Origin of the sequence: Klebsiella sp. C239 (genome assembly GCF_048822715.1) — a bacterium.
GTDB lineage: Bacteria > Pseudomonadota > Gammaproteobacteria > Enterobacterales > Enterobacteriaceae > Klebsiella > Klebsiella quasipneumoniae.
On record NZ_JBMEZK010000003.1, the window covers coordinates 384629 to 407228 of the forward strand.

General features: G+C 61.3%; 17 protein-coding genes. 8 read left to right on the forward strand and 9 right to left on the reverse strand.

Annotated elements, in window-relative coordinates:
- Positions 1-75 precede the first annotated feature (75 nt).
- The 4 genes from pheP to ACOI6Z_RS10705 all read right to left on the reverse strand — a co-directional run bounded on the left by pheP (position 76) and on the right by ACOI6Z_RS10705 (position 6778).
- Positions 76-1452 carry a phenylalanine transporter gene (gene pheP / locus ACOI6Z_RS10690; RefSeq protein WP_023288717.1) on the reverse strand — a complete coding sequence of 459 codons (1377 nt, stop codon included), beginning with the start codon at positions 1450-1452 and terminating at the stop codon, positions 76-78.
- Between the two features lie 106 nt (positions 1453-1558).
- On the reverse strand, positions 1559-3757 hold the full coding sequence (locus tag ACOI6Z_RS10695; protein WP_420687288.1) for a TonB-dependent receptor: 2199 nt from the start codon (positions 3755-3757) through the stop codon (positions 1559-1561).
- Positions 3758-3816: 59 nt separating this feature from the next.
- Positions 3817-4899, reverse strand: coding sequence for a YncE family protein (locus tag ACOI6Z_RS10700; RefSeq protein ID WP_064157797.1), 1083 nt, complete (start codon positions 4897-4899; stop codon positions 3817-3819).
- A 394-nt stretch (positions 4900-5293) separates the two neighbouring features.
- Complete coding sequence (locus ACOI6Z_RS10705; protein WP_064157852.1) at positions 5294-6778, reverse strand: aldehyde dehydrogenase family protein; 1485 nt, start codon at positions 6776-6778, stop codon at positions 5294-5296.
- Positions 6779-6937: 159 nt separating this feature from the next.
- Between ACOI6Z_RS10705 and ACOI6Z_RS10710 the strand changes: the two genes are divergently transcribed.
- The 4 genes from ACOI6Z_RS10710 to ACOI6Z_RS10725 all read left to right on the forward strand — a co-directional run bounded on the left by ACOI6Z_RS10710 (position 6938) and on the right by ACOI6Z_RS10725 (position 10994).
- The gene (locus tag ACOI6Z_RS10710; RefSeq protein WP_023288715.1) at positions 6938-8239 is read left to right on the forward strand and encodes an NAD(P)/FAD-dependent oxidoreductase; all 1302 of its coding nucleotides are present in this window, start codon (positions 6938-6940) and stop codon (positions 8237-8239) included.
- 13 nt (positions 8240-8252) lie between these two features.
- Positions 8253-8618 carry a cupin domain-containing protein gene (locus ACOI6Z_RS10715; RefSeq protein ID WP_002892824.1) on the forward strand — a complete coding sequence of 122 codons (366 nt, stop codon included), beginning with the start codon at positions 8253-8255 and terminating at the stop codon, positions 8616-8618.
- A gap of 305 nt (positions 8619-8923) precedes the next feature.
- Entirely contained in the window at positions 8924-10423 is a 1500-nt protein-coding gene (locus ACOI6Z_RS10720; protein ID WP_032454960.1) for an APC family permease, read from the forward strand.
- A complete protein-coding gene (locus ACOI6Z_RS10725) occupies positions 10401-10994 on the forward strand; it encodes a DUF3156 family protein (RefSeq protein WP_064157798.1) in 594 nt (197 codons plus the stop codon). Before ACOI6Z_RS10720 ends, ACOI6Z_RS10725 begins: the two co-directional genes overlap by 23 nt.
- Positions 10995-11000: 6 nt before the next feature.
- Here ACOI6Z_RS10725 and ACOI6Z_RS10730 read toward each other — a convergent pair whose 3' ends face one another.
- The 3 genes from ACOI6Z_RS10730 to ACOI6Z_RS10740 all read right to left on the reverse strand — a co-directional run bounded on the left by ACOI6Z_RS10730 (position 11001) and on the right by ACOI6Z_RS10740 (position 14107).
- Positions 11001-12116: a class II histone deacetylase gene (locus tag ACOI6Z_RS10730; protein WP_023288712.1), complete on the reverse strand. Its 1116-nt coding sequence runs from the start codon at positions 12114-12116 to the stop codon at positions 11001-11003.
- Positions 12113-13306, reverse strand: a complete 1194-nt coding sequence (locus ACOI6Z_RS10735) for an MFS transporter (RefSeq protein ID WP_322355708.1) — start codon at positions 13304-13306, stop codon at positions 12113-12115. The genes ACOI6Z_RS10730 and ACOI6Z_RS10735 overlap by 4 nt, the downstream gene beginning before the upstream one ends.
- A gap of 117 nt (positions 13307-13423) precedes the next feature.
- Positions 13424-14107, reverse strand: coding sequence for a helix-turn-helix transcriptional regulator (locus tag ACOI6Z_RS10740; protein WP_032454931.1), 684 nt, complete (start codon positions 14105-14107; stop codon positions 13424-13426).
- Positions 14108-14531: 424 nt separating this feature from the next.
- Here ACOI6Z_RS10740 and ACOI6Z_RS10745 point away from each other — a divergent pair, with 424 nt between their 5' ends.
- From ACOI6Z_RS10745 to ACOI6Z_RS10760, 4 genes are all read left to right on the forward strand, one after another.
- Positions 14532-15719, forward strand: coding sequence for an anaerobic sulfatase maturase (locus ACOI6Z_RS10745; RefSeq protein ID WP_064157800.1), 1188 nt, complete (start codon positions 14532-14534; stop codon positions 15717-15719).
- A gap of 43 nt (positions 15720-15762) precedes the next feature.
- Positions 15763-17496 (forward strand): arylsulfatase, encoded by a 1734-nt coding sequence (locus ACOI6Z_RS10750; protein ID WP_023288708.1) that lies wholly within the window; start codon positions 15763-15765, stop codon positions 17494-17496.
- 87 nt (positions 17497-17583) lie between these two features.
- Positions 17584-18360, forward strand: a complete 777-nt coding sequence (locus tag ACOI6Z_RS10755) for an SDR family NAD(P)-dependent oxidoreductase (RefSeq protein ID WP_064157801.1) — start codon at positions 17584-17586, stop codon at positions 18358-18360.
- Positions 18361-18385: 25 nt separating this feature from the next.
- Complete coding sequence (locus tag ACOI6Z_RS10760; protein WP_064157802.1) at positions 18386-19177, forward strand: MoaF C-terminal domain-containing protein; 792 nt, start codon at positions 18386-18388, stop codon at positions 19175-19177.
- Positions 19178-20728: 1551 nt separating this feature from the next.
- On the opposite strand, the gene ACOI6Z_RS10765 is transcribed toward ACOI6Z_RS10760, so the two are convergent.
- Positions 20729-21682: an aldo/keto reductase gene (locus ACOI6Z_RS10765; protein ID WP_048296945.1), complete on the reverse strand. Its 954-nt coding sequence runs from the start codon at positions 21680-21682 to the stop codon at positions 20729-20731.
- 128 nt (positions 21683-21810) lie between these two features.
- Positions 21811-22587, reverse strand: coding sequence for a lysine/arginine/ornithine ABC transporter substrate-binding protein (locus ACOI6Z_RS10770; RefSeq protein WP_032454773.1), 777 nt, complete (start codon positions 22585-22587; stop codon positions 21811-21813).
- Positions 22588-22600 lie beyond the last annotated feature (13 nt).

The following is a 22600-nucleotide window of genomic DNA, read 5'->3' on the forward strand; positions in this document are numbered from 1 at the left end:
CAGGCAAATGCGCCACCTGCGAAGAGGATCACAATAAAAAGGCAGGCAGCCCCGCCGGACGGCGGGGCATCTCGCTTACGCCGGGCGGCGCAGCAGTTTGAAGGCGATAAACAGGAACAGGATCCACACCGGCAGCAGGATCGCCGACAGGCGCATCCCGTCGATCGTGCACATCAGCGCCAGAATCAGCCCAAGGAAAGCAATGCAGAAGTAGTTGCTGGCGGGCGCCAGCAGCGCTTTAAACTTCGACTCACGCCCTTTGCGGCGCTGGGCGGCGCGGAACTTCAGATGCGCCATACAGATCATGATCCAGTTCAGCAGCAGCGTCGCCACCACCAGGGCCATCAGCAGTCCCAGCGCTTCATGCGGCAGCAGGTAGTTCAGCACCACCACCAGCGAGGTGATAATCCCCGAGAGCAGCAGAGAGTTCACCGGCACGCCGCGCTTGCTGACGCGGGCGAGGAACGTCGGCGCATTGCCCTGCACCGACAGGCCGAACAGCATCCGGCTGTTGGAGTACACGCCGCTGTTATACACCGACAGCGAAGCCACCAGAATGACGAAGTTCAGCGCGGACGCCACCAGGTTGCTGTCGAGATGATGGAAAATCATCACAAACGGGCTGCTGTCGGATTTGATCTCCACCCACGGGTAGAGCGCCAGCAGCACCACCAGCGAACCGATATAGAACAGCAGGATACGATAAACCACCTGGTTGACCGCTTTCGGAATGCTCTTTTCCGGATTTTGCGCTTCCGCGGCGGTGATGCCGATAAGCTCCAGCCCGCCGAAGGAGAACATGATCACCGCCAGCGACAGGATAAGACCGTGCCAGCCGGTGGCGAAGAAACCGCCGTGCTTCCACAGATTATCGAAACCCGCCTTGCTGCCGCCGTGGCCGCCAAACAGCATCCACAGGCCAAAGGCAATCATGCCGATAATCGCCAGCACTTTTATCAGCGCGAACCAGAACTCCGCTTCGCCATACAGGCGCACGTTGACCAGGTTGACGGCGTTAATAATGAGGAAGAAGGCCGCCGCCCAGATCCAGGTCGGAACGTCGGGCAGCCAGTACTGCATGTAGATCCCGGCGGCGGTCAGCTCCGCCATTCCCACCAGCACGAACATCACCCAGTAGTTCCAGCCGGACAGGAAGCCGGCGAACGGGCCCCAATATTTGTAGGCAAAGTGGGCAAAGGAGCCGGATACCGGCTCTTCCACCACCATTTCGCCCAGCTGGCGCATGATCAGAAAAGCGACAATCCCGGCCACCGCGTAGCCCAGCAAGACCGCCGGGCCAGCCATTTGAATCGCCGGACCAATGCCGAGAAACAGGCCGGTGCCAATCGCGCCGCCAAGGGCGATAAGTTGAATGTGTCGGTTCTGTAAACCGCGATGAAGCGTCGGGCCGCTCTCTTCTACGGCATCCGACGACGTTGACGCGTCTTTCACGTCGTTCCCCTGTGTGTTTTTGCGAAGGGGCACCTTTTATCACTTAGGGGAAGATGTCGCAAGTTGCGCGGGGCGAGCGTCAGCCGCCCGCCCCGCTTTTTTAGCGTCAGAAGTCGTAGCTCATTGAGACGCGCACGGTACGCGGATCGCCTTCGAACAGATAGGTACCGGTATCGTCAATGCCAGACCAGTACTTCTCGTTGGTCACGTTGGTCACCCCGACGCGCCAGGTCATTTCGTTCTGGTCGGCGTTCAGGCGCATACGATAGCGCAGGCCTAAATCCAGGGTGGTGTAGCTATCCAGCTTCTTGGTATTGGCCGCATCGGCATACTGCGACCCGCTATGATTGACGCGCGCGGTGGCGGTCAGGCCTTCCACCGGCTTGATATCATACTCGGCGCCGAGCACTGCGTAGAAGTTAGCCACCCCGATGGCATCTTTACCGTCGGTTGCGCCTTTAGCGGTTTTAGTTTGTTTGGCATCCAGCCACACCGTACTGGCGTTAAGACGCAGCCCCAGCATCGGCTCGCCGAAGACGTTCATCTCTACGCCGCGGTTACGCTGCTCGCCGTCGAGGCCGTAATTGCCAGCGGTATCGGAAATAGCGTTCGGTTTTTTGATTTCAAACAGCGCCAGCGATCCGCCGATCGTACCGTAGTCGATCTTGACGCCCACTTCGTCCTGCTTCGAGTGCGCGATCCCGGTACTCTGCCCGGCATTGGCCGCCGTCGTCGGCGCCACAGAGCCCGGCTGCAGCGCTTCGGTATGGTTAGCATACAGCGACAGCTGCTCCCACGGCTTGTACACCAGGCCAAACGTCGGCATCCAGCGGCTTTGGGTATAACGCGAAGAGGTATCTTCCAGCCCGGTGGCGTTGCTGTAGTTGCGCACAACCACTTTCTGATGACGAGCAGCGGCGGTAAACAGCACTTTATCGTTAAAGAAGCCGAGGGTATCACTCAGCAGCCAGCCCTGCGTACGGCTGCGCGAGGTGACCAGCGGATCGTGGTAGTTGCCGCCAAAATAGGCGTTATCCGGCATCGCCACATCATGGTTGTCATAGATATTAGTGGTCGGGTTTCTGGCCGACATCCGCCAGGCGGTCGCATCGGTATGCACCTGCGCCGCATAGCCGAGGTTCACCTTATGCGAAATCGCGCCGGTATTGAAATCGCCGCGTACCCCGCCCATGCCGCTGATCGCGTCGATAATGCGGTTAGTATCCAGGCGGCCCACCGTCGCATCGCCGTTTTTATTCAGAAGCTTCGGCGCGCTGTAGGTACCAATTTCATGCGAATGCTGGCCGCCGAGGGCGCTGTATACCGTCCAGCTATCGGTCAGGTCATATTCTGCCTTCGCCATGCCGAACTCGCTTTCAATATCGCTATAGCCCCACTTCTGGCTGTAGTTTTTGCTGTTGTCCGGCAGCGCCGGAACGAAATCCACGCCGCTGATATTGACGCCCATCGTACCGCCGTGGAACGTTTTCTTCTGATAGCCGAAATCGAGCGAGGAGCGGAAACGGTCGCCGCGGTAATCAAGCCCCAGCGAAGCCAGCGTGGTACGGCGTTTATCATTATCGATAGCGCCTTCACCCTCGCGGTGCACCAGGTTGACCCGGGCGCCGAACTGGTTGTTGTCGCCGAAACGGCGCCCCAGGTCGAGGGTGCCGCCCACCTGAGAATCAGAGGTATAGTCGACGCCAACGCGTGCGGTCGGCAGATCTTCCGCCCGCTTCGGCTCGAGGTTAATCATCCCGCCGACGCCGCTGCTGGCCGCGCCGTTAAGCAGGCTGTTAGCCCCTTTGAAAATTTCAACGCGCTCCAGCATCTGGGTGTCCATCACCTGACGCGGCACCACGCCCGCCAGGCCGCCCATGGTCATGTCGTCGCCATCGAGCTTAAACCCGCGGATTCGATAGGTCTCGGCGAAGTTGCCGTAGCCCTGTACGGCCTGCACGCAAGCGTCGTTACTGACGACATCGGCGATGGTTTTCGCCTGCTGATCCTGAATCAGTTTCGAGGTATAGCCGATAACGTTAAAAGGAACGTCCATCGCCTTTTGTTCGCCAAGCATCCCCAGACGACCGCCGTGGGCGATCTGCCCGTCGAGGAATGCCGGAACCACCAGGTCGCCGCCGGATTTAAAATCGCTGGTTTCGTTAGCCTCGACGATGAGGGTCTCTTCGCCAGGCTGCTTCGCGGCGGCAGCGTCCGCGGCCATCGCCGTTTGACTGGCGGCGCCGATGGCTAAGGCCAGCAGCGTTTTACGCAGCGGGAAGGATGAATAGTGCGTGGTGTGCATAATTTGCCCCATGGATGAGGATAAATGAATCAAAGGGCCCGTCGCCGGACCCGTTATTTTTATTGCGCGTTCAGGTCGATACGTACGACGCTGTCCGGGCCTTTAGTGGAGTGGTCTTTATTGAAGGGCTGTTTGACGGTGACAAACAGCGTCTGACCATCGGCGGAAAGCAGCAGGCTGTTGGGATTGGCCGGCAGCGCCCAGCTTTTCTTCAGCGTGTAGCGGCTGGCGTCAAGGCTGATGACCTTGCCGGATTCACGCTGTGAAATATAAATTTCGTGGCGTTTCTTATTGAACTGCACCGCCAGCGAATCGCCGACGTCGAGCTGTTTAAGCAGCTTGCCGCTGTGGATATCCAGCACCAGAGTGGTTTTCGCTTTCGAGTTGTCGGTCACGAACAGACGGCCGGTGTCGCTATCTTCGGCCATATTAAGGAGCAGCGCCGGCTTGTCGCCCAGCGGCTTCCAGCGCTGTTCAATGCGTTGGTTACGCGGGTTGATCACCAGAATTTCACCGCTGCCGTTAGCGGCGTACACGCGACCGGTTTGCGCGGAGTAGTGCAGGCCGGTCATCCATTTACCGGTATTTTTAATCCGCGTTTTCAGCTTCAGGGTAGTGGCGTCAACCACCCAGATTTGCGCCGGGTCGGCGACCGCGCCAACGTAGAGAGTATTATTCAGCAACAGCAGCTGACGGGCCCCATAAGGGCGACCTTTTTCATTGCGCTCGCTGAACAGCAGGCGGTTTTTGACCTTGCCGGTAGCGGTGTCGATAGCGCTGATGCCGCCGTCCAGCGAATTGCTGACATAAAGCGTTTTACCCTCCGCAGAGAGCTGTAAAGCGAAGTTTTTCAGATCGGTATGCGTCAGGCCGATGGTGTTGAGGGTTTGCGGATCCAGTGTGTAGACCGCCCCACCCTGCACATGTTTAAAGCCTTCGGCGCTGGCGACGTACAGCGCATCACCCTGCGGGCTTAGCGCCATCTCGTACAGCCCTTCCGCTAGCTGGCGCTGCAGCGGTTGCGCCACGTTAGGGGCTGGAGAGTCGATAACCGGTTGGGAAACGGCAGAGGAAGGATGCGTCGCGCAGCCGCTTAACGCCGCGCTGATGGCCAGCGTCAACGCCGGAAGTGTGTATTTCATTGGATCAACCCTATAAAAAATCAATGACCCGATGGACGCGCAGCGGCCGATATTGTGTGTTTCCAGCCTGCTGTCTTTACGTCACCCTACGCCTTCGCGACTCTTTGTGAACGACTCACTGGCGCAGCTCGAACCTTGCCTGATATGCAAATAAAAAAGAGAATGAGAACTATACGCATTATCTAGTGTCAGACAAGCCCTGGCGGGCAAAAAAGATAATCTGCTAATTTTTTACGGCAATGGCGGATAACGGGGGGAAGAAAGGCTCCGTGACGGGAAAAGAGTCCCGGAAGCGAGGCAGTGCCTCCTCCCGGTTTCAGGGCCAGAAGGCGCAGGATGTGTCGCCCATCTGGCGCAAAACGACAAATGCCGGCGCTATGTCGCTGAACGGCGGTTAATAGCGCACCATTACTGACTTCAGCTCCGTGTAGTCATCGATAAACGCGCTGCCGAATTCGCGCCCGATGCCCGAGCCCTTCATGCCGCCAAACGGCACCGCCGGGTCGAGGAAGGTATGCATATTGACCCACACGATGCCGGCGTCTATCGCCTCCGAGTAGCGCAGCGCCAGGCGAATATTATCCGACCAGACGCTGGCCGCCAGGCCATACGGCGAGGCATTCATCCGCGCCAGCGCCTCGTCTTCACTGTGATAGCCGATAAAGCTGCACACCGGGCCGAAGGTCTCCTCGCGCATCAGGGTGCTCTCTTCACTGCGCACTTTGACCGCCGTCGGCTGCAGGAAATAGCCCTCCCCCGGCAGGGCTTCGCCGCCGCAGACGATGGTATCGCCCTCGTCGCGTGCGGTCTGAATGAGCCGCAATACTTTTTCATGCTGCTGGCGGTTGGCCAGCGGCCCCATCAGCGTGCGCTCATCCAGCGGCGATCCCGGCGCGAAGGCGCTGAGTCTTTCTTTCAGCAGCGCCAGCACCGCATCCAGTTTGCCCTGCGGCAGATAAAAGCGCTCCGCGGCGGCGCAAATCTGCCCCTGGTTCAGGTAGCCGGCTTCAAGAATGCCGTTGACCATCGCCTCCGGCGTCAGGTCGTCAAGAAACAGCGCGGCGTTTTTGCCCCCCAGCTCAAGGGTCACCCGTTTACCGAAAGCGCCAGCCGACTGCTGGACTTTCTCGCCGGTGGCCACCGAGCCGGTGAAGCTCACCTTGGCGCAGGCCGGATGGGTAATCAGCCGCTGAGCAATCTCGCCGCCGGCGCCGTTGACCACGTTAATCACCCCGTCCGGAATACCCACCGCTTTCGCCAGCTCCGCCACGCGCAGCAGCGTCAGCGGCGTATACTCACTCGGCTTGAGGACGATGGTGCAGCCGCAGACCAGGGCCGCCGCCAGCTTCCAGATGGCAATCATGATGGAGAAGTTCCACGGCACGATGCCCACCACCACCCCCAGCGGCTGGCGGCGGGTAAAGGCGGTATATTTCTCCCCGGCCATCGATGGCAGCGAGACATCCAGCGTTTCACCGGTGACTTTCCCCGCCCAGCCGGCGAAGTAGCGCAGGAACGCGACCGATTGATCCAGCTCTAACATGCGTGCCAGCGTGATGGTCTTACCGGAGCAGAGACTTTCCAGCTGCGCCAGCGCTTCGCGATGCTCAGCCAGGGCATCCGCCAGCTTCAGCAGCAAGGTTCCGCGCGCCAGCGTCGGCATTTCGCGCCACTGACTAAACGCCTGGCGGGCGCTCTCTACCGCGCGGTCCGCCTGGTCGCTATCCGCCGCGGTGACCTCGGCGATCGCCCGCCCGGTGGCCGGGTTGATCACTGCAAACGGCGCGCCGCGGCCCGCCTCACGTTGACCGGCGATAAACTGCCCGTGCGGCTGGCGTAAAAAGGCGGTCACTTCCGCCAGTAAGGTTATCTCGCTCATCGTCAGTACCCGTCTTTTCAGCAACGTTGGCCCATCACAGCACGGCTTCCCGCCGCCGCCCATCGTTCTAAAGAACGTCATTCTTCCGGACGATATTCAACGCCCGCGCGGCGTGCTGTGATGAGGAACTTGAGCGAGGCAAGACCACAGGGTAACGCGATGAACATCAAAATCGATGCGCTGAACTACTACGGCGCGACGAAGAAATACCACCTCCATTTTCCGGCGCTGCGGGAAGATATTGAAGCCGACGTGGTGATTATCGGCGGCGGCTTCTCCGGCATTAACACCGCCCTTGAGCTGGCGGAACAGGGCATCACCAACGTGGTGGTGCTGGAAGCGCGCCATCTCGGCTACGGCGGCACCGGGCGCAACGGCGGCCAGGTGATGGCCGGTATCGGTCACGATATCGAAGCGGTAAAAAAGCACGTCGGCAAAGAGGGGCTGGAGACGCTGTTTAAAATCGCCAACCTCGGCGCAGGCATCATTCGCGAGCGCATCCGCAAATACAACATCGACGCCGATTTCGTCCCCGGCTACGGCTACCTCGCCTATAACCAGCGGCAGCTCAAAACGCTGCGCCAGTGGGAGAAAGAGTTTAAGGCCGCCACCCCGGATGAAGATATCGAACTGTATACCGGGAAAGAAGTGCAGCAGGTGGTCGGCTCCGAGGTCTACTGCGGCGCGCTGAAACATATGGGCGGCGGGCAGATCCATTCGCTCAATATGCTCCTCGGCTCGGCGCAGGCCGCCCATTCGCTGGGGGTGAAGATCTTCGAATCCTCGCCGGTGGTGGAAGTGAATTACGGCAAACAGGTGCGGGTACGGACCGCGATGGGCAGCGTCAAAGCCGCCAAACTGCTGTGGGCCTGCGACAGCTTTCTCAACAATATGGAGCCGGAGATCTACAACAAAACGCTGGTCACCTACTCCTACCAGGTATCGACCGAGCCGCTCTCCGATGAACTGATCGAGCGCATCAGCCCGCTGCGCGGCGCCTTCAGCGATATTCGCCCGGTGATTAATTATTACCGCGTCACCCGGGAAAACCGCCTGCTGTTCGGCAGCGCCACCCGCTTTGTGGAGTATACGCCGAACGATTTCGCCGCCTGGAACCGCACCCTGCTGGCGGAGGTCTTCCCCTATTTGAAGGATGTGAAGATCGATTTCGCCTGGGGCGGGCCGATGGCCTGTAGCGCCAATCTGTTCCCGCAGATCGGCACCCTACGCGATCACAACAACGTCTTTTACGTCCAGGGGTACTCCGGCTTCGGCGTCACCCCGTCGCACATCGTGTGCAAAATCCTCGCCGAAGGGATCAACGGCGGTTCCGACCGCTATCGTCTGCTGAGCAGCATCCCCCACGCGACCATCCACGGCCGTGACAGCCTGCGCTTGCTATTAGTCACCGCCGGAAAACTGATGCATCAAACCGCCGGTTTCTGGAAAGGCCGGAGTTAACCAGGAGAACGCTATGCACGCTTTTAAACTTAAACACCCGGTGCCCGACCTGCAGCCAATCGGCAGCGTCAGCCTGCTCGGCGCGACGCCGACCGCCGGCGACCCGCAGGTGGCCGGGGCGATGATCTACGGCGAGCCGCAGGATGCCTTTACCTGCGGACTGTTTTCGTCCACTGAGGGGAGCTTTACCATGACCTATCCGTTTACCGAACACGCCACCGTGCTGGAAGGCGAAGTGGAGCTGACCGTCGCTGGCGGCGAGCCGCAGCGCTTTGCGCCGGGCGACAGCTGGTTTGTTAAACAGGGTACCGAAGTGGAGTGGAAAATCCTGACGCCGCGATTTGTGAAGCACTACCTGGCGAACGTCGAGACGCGCTAACGCGCTGATACTGCCCGGCGGCGCTGCGCTTGCCCGGCCTGGGGGACGAATGCCGTCGCCAGGCCGGGTCAGGCGCCAGCCGCCACCCGGCAGAAACAGGCGCAATGTGGCAAGACGGATGGCCCCGGTTTTCGGGGTCATGTTGTTTATCCACCCGCACATTCATCGACGGCGTCACAGAATCATGCGCCGCCCTCCACCTTCCGGACGATATTCGTTGAGCAGGATGCCCGCCTAAATTATGACTATCCGGGAGTGGCGCTGGCTATTCCCTGCCCTCCCCCACTATTGTGCAGAGGTTGACTATGTTTAGTAACAGACTTGCCAGCCATCTTGAGCGCGGGGTCGTCGGCTTCCCGACCACTCTCGCCAGCTCCGTCGGGCTGATTATGGCCAGCCCGGTGATCCTGACGGTGACCAGCGGCTTCGGCATGGGCGGTGATACCTTCGCGCTGGCGGTGCTGCTGGCCTTTATTATGATGCAGGCGCAGGTCACCACCTTTGCCGAGGCGGCGACGCTCATTCCCACCACCGGTTCGGTGTACGACTATATCTCCTGCGGCATGGGACGCTTCTTCGCCATCACCGGCGCGCTGTGCGCCTATCTGATCGTGCATATTTTCGCCGGGACGGCGGAGACGATCCTGGCCGGCATTATGGCGCTGGTGAACTTCGAATCGATCAACGCCCAGATGGCCGCTCACCAGAACACCTGGATGGTGGGCGTCGGCATGGTGGTGGTTTTCGGCCTGTTGAACGCCATCGGCGTGGAAATCTTCGGCAAGGTCGAAGTGGTGCTGACCTTCGGCATGTGGACCACGCTGACCATTTTCGGCCTGTGCGGCATTTTTATGGCGCCGGTCACCCATCTTTCCGGCTGGTTCGGCACGCCGCTGAACGTCAGCGATATCCATGGCCTGTTCGGCTATATCGGCATGGCGATGTTTATGTTCGTCGGTTGCGAACTGGTGACGCCGATGGCGCCGGAGATCAAACAGGCTCACCGTACCATTCCGCGGGCGATGGCGCTGGGCCTGCTGGGGGTCGCCAGCTGCATGTTTATCTACGGGGCGGCGATCAACCGCCAGGTGGAGAACACCGTGCTCGACGCGGCCAACAACGTCCATCTGCTGGATACGCCGATGGCGATCCCGGCCTTTGCCGAGCGGGTGATGGGCCACGCCGGCCAGTACTGGCTGGGGGTCGGGCTGCTGCTGGCGGGCTGCGCCACCATCAATACGCTGATGGCCGCGGTACCGCGCATTATTTACGGTATGGCGCTGGACGGCGCGCTGCCCCGCTTCCTGACCTGGCTGCATCCGCGCTTTAAAACGCCGGTGATCGCCATCGCCATCGGGGTGGCGATCCCCTGCCTGCACGCCTGGTATCTGAACGGCGATCTGGACCGCATCGTGCCGCTGATCCTCGCCGCGGTCTGCGCCTGGGGCGTCGCCTATCTGCTGGTTACTCTGTCGGTGGTGATGCTGCGCATTCGCCGCCCGGACCTGCCGCGCGCCTACCGCTCGCCGTGGTTCCCGCTGCCGCAGATTATCTCCAGCGTCGGAATTATCATCGCTATCGTCAATATCACCCCGCCGGGGATGGACAGCCGCCAGGTGCTGGTGCCGTTCGGCATTATGCTCGGCCTGACCGCCGCCTACGCCCTGTTCTGGACGGTGTGCGTACAGCGCGTCAATCCGTTCAAGCCGCTGGTGGTGGAAGAGGTGGTCGACCGCGCCATCAGCAACTACGAAAAACAGACCCGCGGGGAGATGACGCCAGATGTCCTCCGTCCCCTGGTTTGAGACGCCGTTAATGAACGCGGTGCAGCGCGATCTGGCCGGCTGGCCCTGCGAAAAGCTGAGCGAGCGCAGCGCGCTGCTGCGATTGAACGACGCCACCGCCGTCACCTTCAGCGTGCGTCAGAAGCGGCTGTTTATGGCCAGCATTCACAGCTGCGAATTTGTCGTCGCAGGGCCGGTCACCCGGCCCGTGCGCGGTCACATTCGCGCCCATCAATCCGGCTGGTGGAAACGCCAGCCGATCCGCTTTATCGGCGGCAAAGGCAGCGAGGAACTCGCCGGCTATCTCAACGGGTTTCCTAATCTCCAGCAGACCCTAAGCGAACTGGACTACCGCCGCTTTTCGTTGACCTTTGACGGTAACGGCTGGCGCTGCAGTATTGAACCCTGGGCCGCCAGCGAAGTGGTCTGTAAAATGCCGCCGCTGCGCCGCTATCTGCGGCTGGAAGCGCAGCAGCGGATGCTGCTGCTCAGCGTGCTGGCGATGATCGATCAGGCAGTCAGTCAGTGGATGCGCGGTGAAATCGTAGATGAGAAAGCATTTCCTTCCCCGCCATCACAGCGGGGAAGCTGAGCCGGTTTACTGCAGGCCAAACCGTTGCGCCAGCCGATCGATGGCCTGCCTCTGGAACTGCGCAAACTCCGCCCGCGGCTGCTGCTGCTGAATAAATTCCAGCAGCGGATCCTGGACCGCGGTGCGAATGCCGCTCAGGGCCTCCATCACCGCCAGACCGCAGAACGGCACGTAGGATTCGGCGTAGCCGCCCTCGTGCACCATCACCAGTTTCCCGCCGCACAGACGATCCGCCGCCTGCTGCACCAGCCCGGTCATCGCCCGGAAGCTGTCACTGTGCAGCTGCATCCGCGCCAGCGGGTCCATGGCGTTGGCATCATAGCCGCAGGCGATGATAATCAGCTCCGGCTCAAAGCGCGCCAGCGCCGGAATAACGATGGTTTCCAGCGCATAGCGCCAGCTGTCGTCCCCCGCCCCGGCCAGTAGCGGAATATTGATGTTGTAACCTTCGCCCGCGCCAGCGCCGCGATCGTCCTCACCGGCATAACCGGGTGGGAAGCAACCGTCCTGATGCAAGGAGATGGTCAGCACGTCGTCGCGCTGCAGGTAGATATGCTGGGTACCGTTGCCGTGATGAACGTCCCAGTCAATGATCGCCACCTTGCCGAGCCCCAGCAGCGCTTTCGCCCGCTCGACGGCAATCGGAATATTGGCGAGGAAACAGAAGCCCATCGACTGGTCCGGCAGGCAGTGGTGTCCAGGCGGCCGCGACAGCGAATAGGCATTATCCAGCTCGCCCTTCAGCACCGCTTCCACCGCCGCGCAGGCCAGTCCGGCGGAGAGACAGGCGATTTCATAACTGCCCGGCCCCAACGGCGCCTCTTTGCCCAGCATGCCGCCGCCGTTATCGCTTATCGCCTTGAAGCGCTCAAGATAGCTGTCGGGATGGATCCGCCGCAGGTCCGCAAGGCTTGCCGGCGCCGCGCTGCGCAGCGCCAGCTGCGGCGTCAGCCCGGAGACGTCCATCAGGTTTTTCATCCGCCGTTTGGTCTCCGGCGATTCGGCATGACCGCCGCCGGCGGGCGGTTGCACCCACCCGCCCACCGGCAGCGTCACCGCGTGCAGACCGGTACTGTGCCAGAAACAACGTTCATCAAAGAAGAAACCGGTTTTTCTTTTCACTCTATCCTCCCGTTGGCTAAGCCTTTGCCGGCGGCCGACGCCGCCGCAATCAAAATCAGTGACAGCAGTGCGCAGCCCCCTGCCGCCAGCAGCAGCGGATCGGCGCTGGCAAAATGCTGCAGTAAAGCCCCGGCTAATGCTTGACCGGCCGCCATGCCGCCGCCGATCACCAGATTAATGCTGTTCATCAGCCGGCCGTTGTTATCGAGCCCGGCGACGCGGGCGAGAATAAAGGGCAGTACGAAGGTCCAGGTGAACTTAAACAGCAGCGCCGCGATGGCGTAGCGCGCCAGCAGCGGCTGGCCGATCAGCAGCCCGACGCTGAGGATCAGCAGGCCGTAGCCCAGCCACACCGGCAAACGATCGGCCCGCCGGGTGCCGCGCAGGGCCGCGCCCCCCGCGCCGATAATGCCGCAGACCGTCGCCGCCGCCAGCACCAGGCCGACCTGCGTCGGGCTCAGGCCCGCCGCCGCGCCGAGGGTGCCGATAAAAGTCCACACCGCGCTAAGGCTGATATAGAAGGTCAGCACCGCGAGGACCGCCAGCGCCTGACGCCACAGCGCCGTCGGCGGCTGCTGGCGCGAGGCGGACAACGGTTGAAAGCGCGGCGGGAAAGCCGACACCAGCGGCAGGCAGCAGAGCATAATGGCGGCGAGGATCAGATAGACCACCTTGAGGCCAAAGCTGGCAAACAGCCCGGGCAGCACCAGCAGGCCAAGCATCCCCAGCAGCAGTTGCCCAAGCACCCAGAAGGCGTAGACTCGCGACGGGTTCGAGGTTCCCGCCGCGCAGCTGATGCACAGAATCATCAGCGTGCCGCCGGCCAGCGAGGCGAGAAAGCGCACCGCCAGCAGCGTCTCATACTGGGTCACCGCCGCCGAGGCGAGATTGGCTGTCAGAAACACGACCCCGGCCGTCAGGGCGACCCGCCGCCAGTCGAGGCGACTCATCCACCACCACGCCGGCAGCGTCGCCAGGCTCATCGCCCCCAGTTCCGCCGAGAACAACCAGCCGATCTGGCCGGGTTTTAGCTGCCATTCGCTGGCCAGCTGCGCCGCCACCGCCGGCGCGGTCATCAGAATACCCGGCGCAATAGCGGCGAAAATCACAATCGCCGCCAGCAAACGCAGGGACACAACCAGCCCGGCGGGCCGGGAAAGCGCATGATCAGTGAGAGGGGTACTCGACATCGTAGGGCGTGCTCCGGTCAAAAAAGCCTCCCCCCGGAGGGGTCTCCAGGGAGTGATACCCACAGGCATCAGGAAAACGCCGTGCTGCCACGGCGCGCGCGGGATGCGATAGTCAGATCACAGATGCAGCGTACGCTGAGCGGCCGGCATCCAGGTTCGGGAAACGAGTTCAGTACGATTGACCACTTCGGTCTTGGCAAAAATATTGCGCAGGTGCGTTTTCACCGTCGAGAGCGAGATATCCAGCCGGCGGGCAATCAGCTTATTGCTGGCCCCTTCGCGCACCATGCCGACGATTTCCCGCTCTTTGGCCGTCAGGATGGCGGGCAGGTCATCTTCGTCCTGCAGGCAGTCGCGGATCGCCAGCTCCACCAGCGGCAGCACCGCCTGGGCCCGATGACGCTCTTCGCTGGAGAAAGGCACGTCGCGCATCAGCGAGATACCGGCGACGATCCGCCGCTCGCGGCGAATAAAGATCTCGGTCATGTCGCGCACATTATTCGGCAACATAAATTCATGATAATAATGCCGGTTGCGGTCGCAGAGCCGCGGCGTCATCGCCGCCATGGTGGTGTTCTGGTGGCTAAAGCGCGACGGCAGCAACGGATCCAGCGGCTGGAAGTTTTCCAGATATTGTTGGTGCGTATTATCAGAAATATTATGCAATATATAGTTTTCGGGTTTTAACCGATTATTTACTCGATAAAATACCGCCGAAGACAGTGGAATTAACTGGGAAATAGTCTGTAAACAACGGGCTATTATCGCATCATTACGGCTGGCTTTTAACAAAGCAGACATGATAGGGCCTCCCCGTCGAGGTGCTGGAACATGACACATGAATGACTACCGATTATTGAAGCATACATTTCACATTTAAGTAACACAATCATTAACATATTAACAGTGTGATAGCCGTTACAAAATTTTCAGCAATCCATTGTTATATAAAGCATTTAAAAAACACACCGCCATGCTTTACTATAGCGGCGTTAAAACATAAACAAAAAAGATTAACACCCGGCGGACAGGCCCCTGGTGATAAAAAAACCCTATCCCGGACGCGTCTCTCTCATCCTTAAGAACGATGGATTTCTGTTTTTTTTCACTTATACCTCTAACAGGATGCAATTAATTTTCGCCGCGGCTTAATCATGTGATTACGCCTGACCCGCTGTTGCCAAAATAATATCAACAGCGCCGGTCATTAACTGAGGATAAGCCGATGCTGAATATCGCCGCCCTGCGCCAGCAGCAAATTCCGCTGGCCGCTGAGCCGCGCTCGCCGGTGCCGTTTCATATTCTGATGAAGCCGATTGGCCCCGCCTGCAATCTCGCCTGCCGCTACTGCTATTACCCACAGGATGAAACGCCGGTCAACAAGATGGACGAGGCGCGGCTGGAGCAGTTTATCCGCCGCTATATCGCCGCCCAGCCCGCCGGCGCGCGGGAAATCAACTTTGTCTGGCAGGGCGGTGAGCCGCTGCTGGCCGGTCTGAGCTTCTACAAAAAAGCGCTCGCCCTGCAGGCGCGTTATGCCCCCGACGGCGTCACCATCAGCAACAGCCTGCAGACCAACGGCACGCTGATCAACGACGCCTGGTGCCGGCTGTTTCGCGAGCATTGCTTTATTATCGGCTTGAGCCTCGAAGGCAGCGAAACGCTACAGGACCAGCATCGTCCGGATAAACGCGGCCGGGCCACCTGGCCGGCGGCGCTGCGCGGCATCGACCTTCTCCACCAGCATCAGGTGGAGTTTAACCTGCTGGTGGTGGTGCATAACGAGATGGCGGCGCACGCGGCGGCGATATATGACCGGGTGGTCAGCCTCGGCGCGCGCTATCTGCAGTTTCAGCCGCTGATGAGCGAAGGCGCAGCGCTGCGCGAGGGCTATCAGCTGAGCGCCGATAACTGGGGGCGTTTTATGGTCGGCATCTGGCGGCAGTGGCAGAAGCGCTGCGACAAGGGGCGGGTGTTCGTCATCAATATCGAGCAGGCGTGGGCGCAGTACTTCACCCACACCAGCGGCAGCTGCGTGCACAGCGCCCGCTGCGGCAGCAATCTGGTGATGGAGCCCGACGGAGAGCTCTACGCCTGCGATCATCTGATCAACGCCGAGCATCGGCTGGGCCGCCTCGATGAGCAGACGCTCGCCGCCGCGGTCGACGCCTCGGTGCAACTGCCTTTCGGTCAGCAGAAAAGCCTGCGCCGCGAATGCCAGACCTGCGCGGTCAAAATGGTCTGCCAGGGCGGCTGTCCGGCGCATCTCAACGCCGCGGGCAACAACCGCCTCTGCGGCGGCTACTACCGCTTCTTTAGCGAAATTCTTGCGCCCGTGCGCCCCTTTTCCCGCGACCTTCAAGGACTGCAAGCCTGGCGGGCCGCGTTTGTCGAGGCCGCGCATCCGGCGTAGCCCGTTGCTCTGAAGCTATCCCTTTGAAACAGGAGAATCCGTTGTGAATAAAACAGCCATGGCCGCGGCGGTCAGTGTCATCCTCGCCGGCGGCGCGCACGCCGCGCAGCAGGAGCGTCCGAACGTCATCGTCATTATCGCCGATGATATGGGCTACTCGGACATTAGCCCCTTCGGCGGCGAGATCCCCACCCCCAACCTGCAGGCGATGGCCGAGCAGGGGATGCGCATGAGCCAGTATTACACCTCGCCGATGTCGGCCCCGGCGCGCTCCATGCTGCTTACCGGCAACAGCAACCAGCAGGCCGGGATGGGCGGCATGTGGTGGTATGACAGCACTATTGGCAAGGAGGGCTACGAGCTGCGGCTGACCGACCGCGTCACCACCATGGCCGAGCGCTTTAAAGACGCGGGGTATAACACTCTGATGGCCGGCAAGTGGCACCTTGGTTTTGTTCCCGGCGCCACGCCGAAGGACCGCGGCTTTAACCACGCTTTCGCCTTTATGGGCGGCGGCACCAGCCATTTTAACGACGCTATTCCGCTGGGTACCGTTGAAGCGTTTCACACCTACTACACCCGCGACGGCGAGCGCGTCTCCCTGCCGGACGATTTCTACTCCAGCGAGGCCTACGCCCGGCAGATGAACAGCTGGATTAAAGACACGCCGCAGGAACAACCGGTCTTCGCCTGGCTGGCCTTTACCGCCCCGCACGACCCGCTGCAGGCGCCTGACGAATGGATCAAGCGCTTCAAAGGCCAGTATGAGCAGGGCTACGCCGAGGTCTATCGCCAGCGTATCGCCCGCCTGAAAGCGCTGGGGATTATCCATGACAACACCCCGCTCCCGCACCTTGAGCTGGATAAAGAGTGGGACGCGCTGACCCCGGAGCAGCAGAAATATACCGCGAAAGTGATGCAGGTCTACGCGGCGATGATCGCCAATATGGACGCGCAGATCGGCACCCTGATGGAAACGCTGAAGCAAACCGGTCGCGATAAAAACACCCTGCTGGTGTTCTTAACCGACAACGGCGCCAACCCGGCGCAGGGCTTCTACTACGAATCCACCCCGGAATTCTGGAAGCAGTTTGACAACAGCTATGACAACGTTGGCCGCAAAGGCTCGTTTGTCTCCTATGGCCCGCACTGGGCCAACGTCAGCAACGCCCCTTACGCCAACTATCACAAAACCACCAGCGCTCAGGGCGGCATTAACACCGACTTTATGATCGCCGGCCCCGGGATTACCCGCCACGGTAAAATCGACGCCTCGACGATGGCGGTGTATGACGTGGCGCCGACCCTGTATGAATTCGCCGGTATCGACCCGAACAAATCGCTGGCGAAGAAGCCGGTGCTGCCGATGATCGGCGTCAGCTTTAAGCGCTATCTCACCGGCGAAGTGCAGCAGCCGCCGCGCGGGAACTACGGCGTCGAGCTGCATCATCAGGCGGCGTGGGTCGATGGCGAATGGAAGCTGCGGCGGCTGGTGCCTCGGGGCTTCACCGCCGGCGACGCGCCGTGGCAGCTGTTTAATCTGCACGACGATCCGCTGGAAACTCATGACGTCGCGGCCCAACACCCCGATCGGGTCAAAGCGATGAGTGAAGCCTACGAGGCGTTCGCCAGACGCACCATGGTCACCCGGGCGCAGGGCAAAATGATCGATTACGTCGGCATCGACAGCAAGACCGGACGCTATCTGGCGGTCGACCCCGCCACCATGAAGCCGGTTCCGGCGCCGCAGGCGATCCCGGTGAGCGAGCTCCATTAACCGACCCGGCTATCGTTCTTCCGGGCGATATCCGGGAGCTGGCGCGCTTTTTAAGGTAACCGGAAACCCCCTTACAGGAGAGAGCGAATGGCGAGAGTCGTGGTGATCACCGGCGGCGGAACCGGAATTGGCGCCGCCTGCGCGCGGCTGATGCGCGCCGCGGGCGACCGGGTGTTTATTACCGGACGGCGCGAGGCGCCATTGCGGGCGGTCGCCGATGAGACCGGCGCCACGGCGCTGATGGGCGATGCCGCCGACGGCGAGGCGTGGCGCCACCGGCTGCTGCCGGCCATTCTCGACCAGGCCGGCGGTATTGATGTCCTCATCTGCAGCGCCGGCGGGATGGGCAACAGCCCCGCCGCCGATACCAGCGACCGCCAGTGGCGCGAGGCGCTGGACGGCAATCTCACCAGCGCCTTCGCCAGCGTTCGCGCCTGCCTGCCCTCGCTGATTGCCCGCCGCGGCAACGTGCTGTTTGTCGCCTCCATCGCCTCGCTGGCCGCCGGTCCGCAGGCCTGCGGCTACGTCACCGCCAAACACGCCTTAATCGGCCTGATGCGCTCCGTCGCCCGCGATTACGGCCCGCAGGGAGTGCGCGCCAACGCCGTCTGCCCCGGCTGGGTCACCACGCCGATGGCGGATGAAGAGATGCTCCCGCTGATGCAGGCGGAAGGGTTGTCGCTGACTGAGGCGTATCAGCGGGTCTGTCGCGACGTTCCGCTGCGCCGACCCGCCAGCCCCGAGGAGATAGCCGAGGTCTGTCAGTTTCTCTGTTCACCGCAGGCCGCCATCATCAGCGGCGCTACGCTGGTCGCCGACGGCGGCGCCAGTATCGTCGATGTTCCCACTCTGGCGTTTGCCTAACGCCCTACTCTGTTCAGGAGCCCCTATGACTTCAGAAGCCGTATTTATCCAGGTCGGCGCGCTGGCCGATGGTTTTGCGCCACACGGTAATGTACTCGCCACCGCCAGCCTGCCCGCAGGCGAGCGCTTTACCTTTTATGTCGCCGGGAGCGAGCCGCAGCAGCTGATCATCGAAGATGAGCAGACGCTAAGCTGGAACGGCACGCGCGCTCCCTGGCGGGCGACCGCCCTGCGCCCGGATATTCTGTTTATCGACTTCCTTGACCCGGAGCGGGATAACGCCAGCATCAGCGCGGTATGCAACCTGACGCAGCGCAACGCTACCCTGGTCTATGGCCAGCTGCCGGACGAAGCCGCCGCGCGGCTGGACGCCTTCAGCCGGGTGGAGCGAGGCCTGCCGCTGACCGCGGTAGAAGCGCGCTTTGTCTTCGCCCGCCTGGATGCGCAGCCGGGGCCGCTGCCGGGCTTTACTCCTGCGCTGGTCGGCATGCGCAATCAGTACACCTACAGCCCGACCGAGCGCTATGAGCACATCTATCTCAACGATAATTTTTACGCCTGGCAGTGTCTGGACGGCGTGGAAAAGGGGCTGGCGGATGTCGACCGCTGCCACTATGTGCTGGTGGCGGAGGATCTCTATCTGTTTGTCTGGCGCGAGAAAATCATTCCGACGCTGGGGGTGATCCTGATCGATCTTCAGCAAATGCGCACCGACGGCAAGATCATGGGCTATCAGGGCAGCGACTTCGGCGCCCTCAGCAATTTCCCGGTCGGCGCCAGCGCGAAGATCCTCAACATCACCCGCCATCAGGAATAAAGGGGCGCCGTCGGGCACGCTTTCAGGCGCCATGCCCGCCATATTGCCGGGTGGCGGCTGCGCCTTACCCGGCCTACGGGGTCCTCTCACAGGCTGACACATCGCAGGCCCGGCAAGCGCAGCGCCGCCGGGCAAGATATCAGGCTCGATACCCGTCATGTTGCCGGGTGGCGGCTGCGCCTTACCCGGCCTACGTTCTTACGACCTGTCGTTAATTTATTCACCATTGTTGCTGAAACTGCCGGTGCTGACGGCCTCAAAATCGCTGAGACGTTCCCGGAAGGCCGGGGCAGCCCGCATGGATGCGGGCTGAGGGCCGTGTTTTGCATGGACGCTGCCTCGGCCCGACCCGAAGCCTGCAGGGATAAGTCGAAGGGACCACGCAGTGGCGATTTTGCTGGCCGGAGCCCGGGGGTACAGGGGGCGGCGGCGACTGGCCGCCCCCTGTGCGCTCCCTGCGCCATAAGAGACATAGCGCAGAAAATTAACCGGGAGCGCAATCTGCCCGGAATTAACATAGAAGTTGTAGCCCTGCCAGGCGCAGTGCGAACAAGATATTTCCGGTTGTGCCGTTATTTTGCCGGGTGGCGGCTGCGCCTTACCCGGCCTGGAGGGTCCTCTCACTGGCTGACACCTCGTAGGCCCGGTAAGCGCAGCGCCACCGGGCGATGACAGCGGGTACGGAGCCGCTTTTATGCCGGGTGGCGGCTGCGCCTTACCCGGCCTACAGTTCCCTCTCACAGGCTCATACCTCGTAGGCCCGGCAAGCGCAGCGCCACCGGGCGATGACAGCGGGTACGGAGCCGCTTTTATGCCGGGTGGCGGCTACGCCTTACCCGGCCTACAGGGTCCACTCACAGGCTCACACCCCGTAGGCCCGTGCAAGCGCAGCGCCGCCGGGCGATGACAGCGGGCACGGAGCCGCTTTTATGCCGGGTGGCGGCTGCGCCTGACCCGGCCTACGTTCGTACGACCTGCCGTTAATTTATTCACCATTGTTGCTGAAACTGCCGGTGCTGACAGCCTCAAAATCGCTGAGACGTTCCCGGAAGGCCGGGGCAGCCCGCATGGATGCGGGCTGAGGGCCGTGTTTTGCATGGACGCTGCCTCGGCCCGACCCGAAGCCTGCAGGGATAAGTCGAAGGGACCACGCAGCGGCGATTTTGCTGGCCGGAGCCCGGGGGTACAGGGGGCGGCGGCGACTGGCCGCCCCCTGTGCGCTCCCACCGCCATAAGAGACATAGCGCAGAAAATTAACCGGGAGCGCAATCTGCCCGGAATTAACATAGAAGTTGTAGCCCTGCCAGGCGCAGTGCGAACAAGATATTTCCGGTTGTGCCGTTATTTTGCCGGGTGGCGTCTACGCCTTACCCGGCCTACAGGGTCCTCTCACTGGCTCATACCTCGTAGGCCCGGTAAGCGCAGCGCCACCGGGCGATGACAGCAGGCACAGAGCCGCTTTTATGCCGGGTGCCGGCTACGCCTTACCCGGCCTGCGGCCCGCGCCATTTATAGCCCTTCCCCCTCTCCCCGCCGGGAAGAGGGAGTGACTCAGGCGCTGGCGCTGTCCAGCCGCGCCACCTGCTCCGCGCTCAGGCTCAGCGCCGCCGCGCGGGCAAAACTTTCCACCTGGGCCACGCTGGTGGCGCTGGCGATCGGCGCGGTCACCCCTTCGCGGCCGATCAGCCACGCCAGGGCCACTTCCGCCGGCTTCGCCCCCAGCTCGTCCGCGACCGCCACCAGGGTATCGATAATCCGCATCCCGCGCGGATTCAGGTACTTACCAATCCCCCCTCCGCGCTGACTCTGCGCCAGATCCGACGGCTGACGGTACTTACCGGTTAAGAACCCCGAGGCCAGGCTGTAGTAGGTCACCACCCCGATATCACGGCTGACGCAGAGATCGCACAGCGCGCCTTCAAAGGCGGAGCGGTGGTAGAGGTTATATTCCGGCTGCAGCACCTGCCAGGCAGGCAAGCCGCCCTTGCGCGCCACCTCCAGCGCCCCCGCCAGCTGCATCGCATCGAGGTTAGAGGCCCCCATCGCGCGAATTTTCCCCGCCTGCTGCAGGCTGTGGAAAGCCTCCAGCGTTTCCGCTACCGGAGTTTGCGGATCCGGCCAGTGGGAAAAGTAGAGGTCGATGTAGTCGGTATTAAGGCGGCGCAGGGAGTCGTCTACCGCCTGCTGGATCCAGGCTTTGCTGAGTCCCTTATGGCCAGGAAGGCCGAGATCGGAGCCGACTTTAGTGAAGATTTTGACCTTATCGCGCATGCCGGGACGCGCCTGCAGCCAGCGGCCGATAATGGTTTCGGATTCGCCGCCCTGGTTGCCCTCCGCCCAGCGGGAATAAACATCCGCCGTGTCGATAGCGTCAAAACCATGGTCAACAAAAGCATCAAGAAGGGCAAAACTGGTTTTTTCATCAATGGTCCAGCCAAAGACGTTACCGCCAAACACTAACGGGGCGATGGAAAATCCGGTTTTGCCCAAGGGACGTGTCATCATGCCGAGTACTCCTTAGCTTATATTCTGCTTCCCTCAGGTAACCACAGGGGTCAGGAGAGGAGGTCGATTGGATAATCAGAAAAGGAATCTTACGGCGGGCGATCCTTGCCCGCGGGTACACTCAGACATTATGTCCCGGAATAAACATCAAAGCTAAAATATTTGCTGGCTAATTTTTTATAGGTGCCGTCGGCAAGGATCTTCGCAATCGCGCCGTTTATTTCCTGACGCAGCGCCTCATCGTCTTTACGCAAGCCGATCGCCGCGCCGGCGCCAAACAGCGTATCATCCTGCAGATGGCCGCCGACAAAGGTGAATGCCTTACCCTGCGGCTGCTGCAGGAAGCTGTAGTCGGCCATCATCCCGGAAAGCACCGCGCCGTCGATGCGCCCGGACTCCAGATCGCGCACCACGCTATCGGCCCCCTGGTAGGCCACAATGTTGATCCCCTGCGGACGCCAGTGCTGATTGACGTAAGTCTCCTGCGCCGAACCCTGCTCGACGCCGATGGTTTTGCCCTTCAGCTGCGCCGGCGTATTGCCTTGCAGGGTATTTTTACGCGCCACGAGAAACACCGGCCCGTTATACAGCTTGTCGCTAAAGGCAATCTGCGCTTTACGCTTCTCGGTCATGTACATCCCGGAAAGGATGGCGTCGAATTTCCGCGCCTTCAGCGCCGGGATAATGCCGTCGAAATTGCTTTCCACCCACACGCATTTCGCCTGCAGCTGCTGGCAAATGGCGTTGCCTAGATCGATATCAAACCCCGCCAGCTTGCCCTGCGGATCCTTCCATTCAAACGGCGCGAAGGTCGGGTCGACGCCGAAGCGGATCGCCTTTCCCCCGTCGGCCAGCGCCGACGTCGACGCCATTAACGCCAGCCATAGCAACAGTGATTTTTTCATTCCAGTTCTTCTC